Consider the following 7,280-nt stretch of genomic DNA (forward strand, 5'->3'; position numbering starts at 1 on the left):
CACCGATAGACCTGCGCTTCACCACTGCAAGGAATTGTTTTGTTGTCTACTTTTAAAAAACGCCTGAGCGCCAGCGCCGGCGTATTGGCCGCGCTGGCCACCGCCACATTGCTCAGCAGCTGTACCAGCACCAGGATCCCCTCCGCAGCGACGCCGGGCGAAGCGGGTTTGCCGGCCGTGCCGCCTGTGCAGCACATCACGGGTGAAGTGCCGCCGCCGGCGCCGCGCGAATTCCGCGCCGCCTGGGTCTCGACGGTGGCCAATATCGACTGGCCCAGCCGCAGCAATTTACCGGTCGCCAAGCAGCAAGCGGAAGCGCTGGCCATTCTCGACCGTGCCAAGTCCCTGAATCTGAACGCGATTGTGCTGCAAGTGCGCCCTAGCGCCGACACGATTTACCCGTCGCAGCTGGAGCCGTGGTCGGAATACCTGACCGGCAAGCAAGGCCAGCCGCCATTGCCCCTGTATGACCCGCTGGCCTTCTGGGTGGCCCAGGCGCATGCGCGGGGCCTGGAATTGCACGCCTGGTTCAACCCATACCGGGCCCGTCACGCGACGGCCAAGTCGCCGCTGGCGCGCGACAGTTTCGCTTCCACCAACCCGGCATCCGTCAAGCAATACGGCCGCTACCTGTGGATGGATCCGGGCGACGCTGCCGCCTCCAAGCACACGACGGACGTGGTGCTCGACGTGGTGCGCCGCTACGATATCGATGGCGTGCACATCGACGATTACTTTTATCCGTACCCGATCGACGCGCCTGGCGCCGGTGCGGGGGCCGAAACAGCCGCGCTGGACGCGGGCAATGGCGGCGCCAAGCGCGAACTGCCGTTTCCCGATGAGCCTTCCTGGCAGCAATATCTGCTGGCCGGCGGCCAGCTGGACCGCCCTTCCTGGCGCCGCCAGAACGTCAACCAGCTGATCGAAGCTTTATATACAGGCATCCACCGTGAAAAGAGCTGGGTGCGCTTCGGCATCAGCCCGTTCGGCATCGGCCGCCCGGACCGTCGCCCTGCCGGCATCGTCGGCTTCAGCCAGTACGATAAATTGTATGCGGATGCGGAATTGTGGCTGGCCAAGGGCTGGCTCGATTATCTGTCGCCGCAGCTGTACTGGCCCGTGGCGCAGGCGCCGCAAGCGTTTGGCGTATTGCTCGACTACTGGCTGGCGCAAAACCCGTATGGCCGCCATGTTTGGCCTGGCCTGTACACGAGCCGTATCGACAATTCCGCCAAGTCCTTCACGCCGCAAGAGATCATCAAGCAGATCGAAGTGACGCGCACGCGCCCCGGCGCGAATGGACAAGTGCATTTCAGCATGGTGCCCCTGATGCAGAACCGCAAGGGTGTCAGCGAGCAACTCAAGGCGACCGTGTATCAAAGCCCTGCCCTGATTCCCGCCACGCCATGGCTGGGCAAGGAAGCACCGGGTACGCCCGTGCTGGCTCTGCGCCGCGATTCCACCAGCCTGAACATCAAATTGACGGCGGGCGGCGGCAAACCCGTGGCGCAGTACGCGGTCTGGGCCCGCTACGGCGAAGACTGGCGCTTTACCGTGGTCACGGGCGTGCAAGGCGAACTGACCCTGGTCGACGATGCCGTTGGTAAAGTCAATGCGGTGGTGGTCAGCGCCGTGGACCGCCTCGGCAATGAAAGCCCCCGCGTCACCGTGCGCGCACCGTTTACGGTCGCCGCCAAGTAATTTTGCTGGTTTACCGGCAATCCATAACCTGCAGGCATGAAACATGCGCAAGCTTTCATGCCTGCAAGCTCCGCTTGGCTTTACACTCATGCCATGATTTCCTTCCCTGCAATCAATATTGACACGGCCGTACTCGGGCTGGGCATCGACGCGGGCGGCACGCAGACGCGCTGGGCTTTGGCCGGCGCGGATGGCGCCATCGTGGCGGACGGGGCCGTGGAAGGCTTGTCTGCCTTGCAAATGAGCAGCGATGCGGGCCGCGCAGCCGTGCACGCCACGTTTGCGAAATTGTCTCAGGCTGTGCTGGCCGTTGGCCAGCCGCGCGCCGTGGTGGCGGGCTTGACGGGTTTTGGCGGCGACGATGTGGCGCTGGCGCACATGCTGGCGGAGTTGCTGGCGCTGGATGCCGGCGACGTCCGCTTGGGCAACGATATCGACATCGCCTATCGCGACAGTTTTGAACCAGGCGAAGGTTATCTGGTCTACGCTGGCACAGGGTCGATTGCGGCCTGGATCGATGCGGATGGCGTGTTTCACCGCGCAGGCGGGCGCGGCGTGCTGCTCGACGATGGCGGCGGCGGTTACTGGATCGCGCGCGAAGCCTTGCGCCATATCTGGCGCCGCGAAGACGAGGCGCCCGGCAGCTGGCAAGCGTCGCCCATGGCCGAGGCCGTGTTTGCGCAACTGGGCGGCAGCGACTGGTCATTGTCGCGCGCCTTCATGTATGGCCAGGACCGGGGCGCCATCGGCCGGCTGGCGCTGGCCGTGGCCGCCAGTGCCGATGCCGACCCGTTGGCGCTGGACATCTTGCAGCGCGCGGGACAGGAACTGGCGCGCCTGGCCATGGCGCTGGTATCGCGCCATGGTCCGCGTCCCGTGGTGCTGGCCGGCCGCGCGGCGCAGTTGCACCCGGCCATCGCGTCAGCCATGCGCGCCGCTTTGCCTGTATCGTTGACGATGGAACAGAAAGTTGCCCGTCCACATGACGCGGCGGCCAGGATAGCCGTCAAGGCGGCGGTCAATACACAGGCCAATACTGAACATTTTATTAACCCGAACACGGATCTTTCATGAAAAAAATCGCCCTCGCCCTGCTGGTGGCCCTGCTTTCCGCCTGTACCACGCCCGCGCCGCACCTCGACCATAGTTTGAATGCGCGCAGCCAGAGCCCGCGCGTAAAATTCATCGTCATCCATTACACGGTCAGCGACCTGCCCCGCTCGATCAAGATCCTGACGGAACAAGTAGTCAGCAGCCATTATTTGCTGACGGACACGGACAAGCCGAAGTTTTACGTGCTGGTCGACGAATCGCGCCAGGCCAATCACGCGGGTGTGAGTAACTGGAAGACTTATACACAGTTGAATGTCAGCTCGATCGGCATCGAGATCGTCAACCCCGGCTACAAGGACACGCCGGAAGGCCGTCTCTGGTATCCGTTTCCCCAGGCACAGATCGATGAGCTGATTCCACTGCTGAAAGATATCCAGGCCCGCTACAACATCGCGCCGGAAAATATCCTCGGCCATAACGAGATCGCCCCGCAGCGCAAGCAGGACCCGGGGCCGCTGTTTCCTTGGCGCCAGCTGGCCGATGCGGGCCTGATCGTCTGGCCCGATGCGAACCGTGTTGCCGCGCAGCGCCTTATTTTTGAGCAGCAAGTACCGGACGCCGTCTGGTTCCAGAAAAAGCTGGCCCAGCACGGTTATGCGACGCCGAACACGGGCGTTTTCGACGAGGCGACGCGCAATGTGCTGATCGCCTTCCAGATGAAATACCGCAACACCTTGTTTGACGGCACACCCGACGGCGAAACGGCGGCCCTGCTGGAAGTGCTGACGACGCCGGCGCCAGTTGTTGTTGCAAAGTAGCATAGCCGTTCCAGCCCATGACTTTTTCTTATATGCTGAACGTTGAGGGCCCAGGCGGCCACGGCAAGGTAAAGGAATAGCTCATGCGGCTGCGTCATATCGAAGTGTTTCACGCCATCATGCAAGTTGGCACCATCAGCGGCGCCGCCCAGGTGCTGCATATCTCGCAACCGGCCGTAACCAAGGTCTTGCAGCATTGCGAGTTGCAGTTGGGCATGCCGCTGTTTGAGCGCGTGCGGGGCAAGCTGTACCCTAAACCCGAGGCACACCGTTTGTTTGTCGAGACGGAAAAGCTCAACCGCGATTTGTTGGGCATCCGCCGCTTGGCGGCCAGCCTGAAGGGCCATGCCGTGGAAACCATCCGCCTGGTCTCCACACCGACGATCGCCATCAGCGTCTTGCCGTTCGCCATGACGGAATGGCGGCGCGACTTTCCCCACACGCGTTGCCAGCTGGCCACCCACCACACGGGCGAGATCGTCAATACCTTGCGCCTCGGTGAGGCGGACTTGGCCGTGTCGTTGCAAGCCCCGCGCCATCCGGGCATCGTGGCCGAACCGATCGCGCAGGGCGTCATGACGGTGATCGCGCCGGCCGGCACCTGGCGCGCGGCCGATTGCGGCACCCCGTTGACGGCGCATGGCCTGAACGGCGAGCTGATCGGCCATACGGACAACGATCCGCTAGGCGAATTGGTGATCGCCGCTTGCGAGGCGCAGGATATCCACCCCGTGTTTTCTACCGTGGTGCAGACTTATCAAATCGCCCGCTCGCTGGTGGAAGCGGGCGCCGGCATGGCCGTGGTCGATCCGTTTACGGCTGCGTCCGGTTCGCCCGAGCGGCTGCAGCGCCGTCCTTGGGCGCCCACGATACCGATCCAACTGTATTTATTGACGGCGAGCCACTCGCCGCTGTCGCATGGCGCGCGGCGCCTGGCCGACAGCATCGGCGTGGCGGCGCGCAATTGCCTGGAAAGAGGAGTCTGATGTCTGTTGCAAGTTTGCAATTGGAAGCGGTCGGCAGCGATCCGCAATTTCGCCACCTGAGCAGCATCGCCGGCATCGCCGTCGACTTGCGCTATGCCACGCCCGACAATTTTGTCGGCCGCGACTTATACAGCCCCATCGATTGCGCCTGGCTGCACCGCGATGCGGCAGTGTCGCTGGAGAAAGCCGTGGCCTGGCTGGCCGAGCGGCGGCCCGATCATCATTTACTGGTGCTCGACGCCCTGCGCCCGCAACGGGTGCAGCAGCAACTGTGGGATGCGCTGCAGGGAACGGAGTTGCTCGGCTACATCGCCGAGCCGTCGCGTGGCTCGATTCACTCGTTCGGCATGGCGCTCGACATCACCATCGTCGGCCCGGACGGACAGGAACTGGACATGGGCACGAGTTTTGATGACCTGAGTGAGCGCTCGCATCCGGCACTGGAACTGGTGATGCGGGAAAGGGGAGAAATTACGGAGCAGCAAGTGGACAATCGCCGATTGTTGCGCGACGCCATGTTCCAGGCGGGCTTCTTCGGCATCAACAGCGAATGGTGGCATTTCGATTGCGGCGACCGGGTGCTGGTGCGCCAGACCTACACCCGGGTACTCTGATTAAAAGACTTTCAAACCCTTCAGCATCACGATCAGGATCAGCACGGGCGAGATAAAGCGCAGCAGGAACAGCAGCACATGTGCCAGTTGCCTGTTCTGCAACTGGCCGTGATTGCTGATCGCATCGATGAAATGCTGCTTGCCCCAGGCCCAGCCTGTAAACAAGGCAATCGCGATGCCGCCCACGGGCAAGAAGATATTCGATGAGACGAAGTCGAACAGATCAAACATATTCAAATCAAACAGCTTGAAGTCCGCCAGGGTGCTGTTACTCAGCGCGCACACGGAACCGAGCACGGCCAGCAGCAGCATGGTCACGACCGTTGCCTTGGTGCGTGTCCAGCCAAAGCGTTCATGAAAAATCACCACGGGCACTTCCATCAGCGACAGCATCGCCCCCGTGGCGGCGACGGCGGCGAGGATGAAGAACACCACCATCAGCACTTGTCCCATGGGAATCTGCGAAAACACGGCCGGGATGGTGATGAATACCAGCGACGGTCCCGCGCTGGGCGCGAAACCGAACGTGAACACGGCGGGAAAGATGGCGATGCCGGCCAGCATTGATACACCGAGGTCGGCCGCCATCACGCGCAAGGTCGTGACGGGGATATTCTGGTCGTCGCGGAAATAGCTGCCGTAGGTCATCATCGTGCCCATGCCGACGGACAATTTAAAGAAGGCCAGGCCCATGGCCGTTAGCACGACGGAAGCCGTCAGCTTGGAAAAATCAGGACGGAACAGGAACGCCAGGCCCTCACCCGCTTTATCGAGCGACAGGCTGACCGCACAGAGCAGCAGGAGTAACAGGAACAGCAGCGGCATCAGTTTCTTGGCGATCGCCTCGATACCCTTGGTCACGCCCAGCATCAATATGCCGCCGATAAACAGCAGCACGCCCCATTGCCACAACAGCGATTGCAGAGGATTGCTGATCAGGGAGGCGAAGGCCGCTTCCGTCACCAGCTTGTCGCTGCTGAGGATGGAGCCATCGATGGCCTTGGCAATATAGGCGAACACCCAGCCCACCACTTCTGAATAGAACGCGACGATCAGGAAGGCGGCCACCATGCCGATGAGGCCGACCAGCCACCAGGGCTTGCCCTTCGGTGCCAGCTGTTCCATGGTCGAGATGGGATTGACCTTGGCCCGGCGTCCCAGGGTGATTTCCGCGATCATCACGGGCAGTCCCACTAATAAGGTAGCGAGCAGATAGATGAGCAGGAAACCGGCGCCGCCATTGGCGCCTGTCAGATAGGGGAACTTCCAGATGTTGCCGAGACCGACTGCGGAACCGAGGGTGGCGGCGAGCACGCCGAAGCCAGTGGTAAAGCCAGCTCGTTTCAGGGTCAGGCCTGATCCTTGAGCTTGTTGTTTCATGGTGAATCTTCTATGGTGGGACGCGAATTTGCGCTGAGGGGGCGAAATTGTAGCAGTTGGCCGCAAATACCCGGGAAAAGCCTTGCTACTCCGGGGGCGCTTTGCTATAGTTCGCCTCCCCAATGAGACGCAGTCAAATGCAGCAGTTGAGGATCACCGGAAACGGCGATAAGCAGGAAAAGAAGGAGTTGACGGATTTAGCGAAATGCTTCATACTCTTCCTTCTTCGCAGCTGACAAACACAACGCTTTGTCGATAGCGCGAAAGCAGTACCGAATACAGTTCTTTAACAATTAACAGTCGATAAGTGTGGGCATTTGATGTAAGTGCAGCAGCGATCTTCGGATCGCTGTCAAACTTAAAATATCAAATGTTCACAAGAAATAATGAAATAGGCGCTACGAAAGTAGTGGCCTGTCAGTTTTTTGAGTGAGCGACCCGTCAGCAATGACGGTGCCAATAAAATGGCAAAGTAACAGAGATTAAACTGAAGAGTTTGATCCTGGCTCAGATTGAACGCTGGCGGCATGCCTTACACATGCAAGTCGAACGGCAGCACGGAGCTTGCTCTGGTGGCGAGTGGCGAACGGGTGAGTAATATATCGGAACGTACCCTGGAGTGGGGGATAACGTAGCGAAAGTTACGCTAATACCGCATACGATCTAAGGATGAAAGTGGGGGATCGCAAGACCTCATGCTCGTGGAGCGGCCGATATCTGATTAGCTA

Annotated in this window: 6 protein-coding genes and 1 rRNA gene; 6 read left to right on the forward strand and 1 reads right to left on the reverse strand. The window is 60.8% G+C overall.

What is annotated here, in order from left to right; genetic code table 11:
- Nucleotides 1-39: 39 nt before the first annotated feature.
- From KO538_RS14345 to KO538_RS14365, 5 genes are all read left to right on the forward strand, one after another.
- Nucleotides 40-1,701 (forward strand): glycoside hydrolase family 10 protein, encoded by a 1,662-nt coding sequence (locus KO538_RS14345; protein ID WP_257620354.1) that lies wholly within the window; start codon nucleotides 40-42, stop codon nucleotides 1,699-1,701.
- 93 nt (nucleotides 1,702-1,794) lie between these two features.
- Nucleotides 1,795-2,775 (forward strand): N-acetylglucosamine kinase, encoded by a 981-nt coding sequence (locus KO538_RS14350; RefSeq protein ID WP_257620355.1) that lies wholly within the window; start codon nucleotides 1,795-1,797, stop codon nucleotides 2,773-2,775.
- Nucleotides 2,772-3,572, forward strand: coding sequence for an N-acetylmuramoyl-L-alanine amidase (locus KO538_RS14355; protein ID WP_070303133.1), 801 nt, complete (start codon nucleotides 2,772-2,774; stop codon nucleotides 3,570-3,572). The genes KO538_RS14350 and KO538_RS14355 overlap by 4 nt, the downstream gene beginning before the upstream one ends.
- 83 nt (nucleotides 3,573-3,655) lie before the next feature.
- Nucleotides 3,656-4,558, forward strand: coding sequence for a LysR family transcriptional regulator (locus KO538_RS14360; protein WP_219328669.1), 903 nt, complete (start codon nucleotides 3,656-3,658; stop codon nucleotides 4,556-4,558).
- Nucleotides 4,558-5,172, forward strand: a complete 615-nt coding sequence (locus KO538_RS14365; RefSeq protein WP_219328670.1) for a M15 family metallopeptidase — start codon at nucleotides 4,558-4,560, stop codon at nucleotides 5,170-5,172. The genes KO538_RS14360 and KO538_RS14365 overlap by 1 nt, the downstream gene beginning before the upstream one ends.
- Here the strand turns inward: KO538_RS14365 and KO538_RS14370 are convergent, their stop codons facing one another.
- On the reverse strand, nucleotides 5,173-6,552 hold the full coding sequence (locus KO538_RS14370) for a sodium-dependent transporter (RefSeq protein ID WP_219328671.1): 1,380 nt from the start codon (nucleotides 6,550-6,552) through the stop codon (nucleotides 5,173-5,175).
- A 484-nt stretch (nucleotides 6,553-7,036) separates the two neighbouring features.
- Between KO538_RS14370 and KO538_RS14375 the strand changes: the two genes are divergently transcribed.
- A 16S ribosomal RNA gene (locus KO538_RS14375) occupies nucleotides 7,037-7,280 on the forward strand; the annotation flags it as partial.

The sequence above is a fragment of the Janthinobacterium sp. NKUCC08_JDC genome (genome assembly GCF_019345575.1).
In the GTDB taxonomy this organism is placed as follows: Bacteria; Pseudomonadota; Gammaproteobacteria; order Burkholderiales; family Burkholderiaceae_D; genus Janthinobacterium; species Janthinobacterium aestuarii.

Coding starts and splice junctions, on each gene's coding strand:
- KO538_RS14370 (WP_219328671.1), bottom strand. CDS start 6,552: ATGAAACAACAAGCTCAAGGATCAGGCCTGACCCTGAAACGAGCTGGC.
- KO538_RS14365 (WP_219328670.1), top strand. CDS start 4,558: ATGTCTGTTGCAAGTTTGCAATTGGAAGCGGTCGGCAGCGATCCGCAA.
- KO538_RS14360 (WP_219328669.1), top strand. CDS start 3,656: ATGCGGCTGCGTCATATCGAAGTGTTTCACGCCATCATGCAAGTTGGC.
- KO538_RS14350 (WP_257620355.1), top strand. CDS start 1,795: ATGATTTCCTTCCCTGCAATCAATATTGACACGGCCGTACTCGGGCTG.
- KO538_RS14355 (WP_070303133.1), top strand. CDS start 2,772: ATGAAAAAAATCGCCCTCGCCCTGCTGGTGGCCCTGCTTTCCGCCTGT.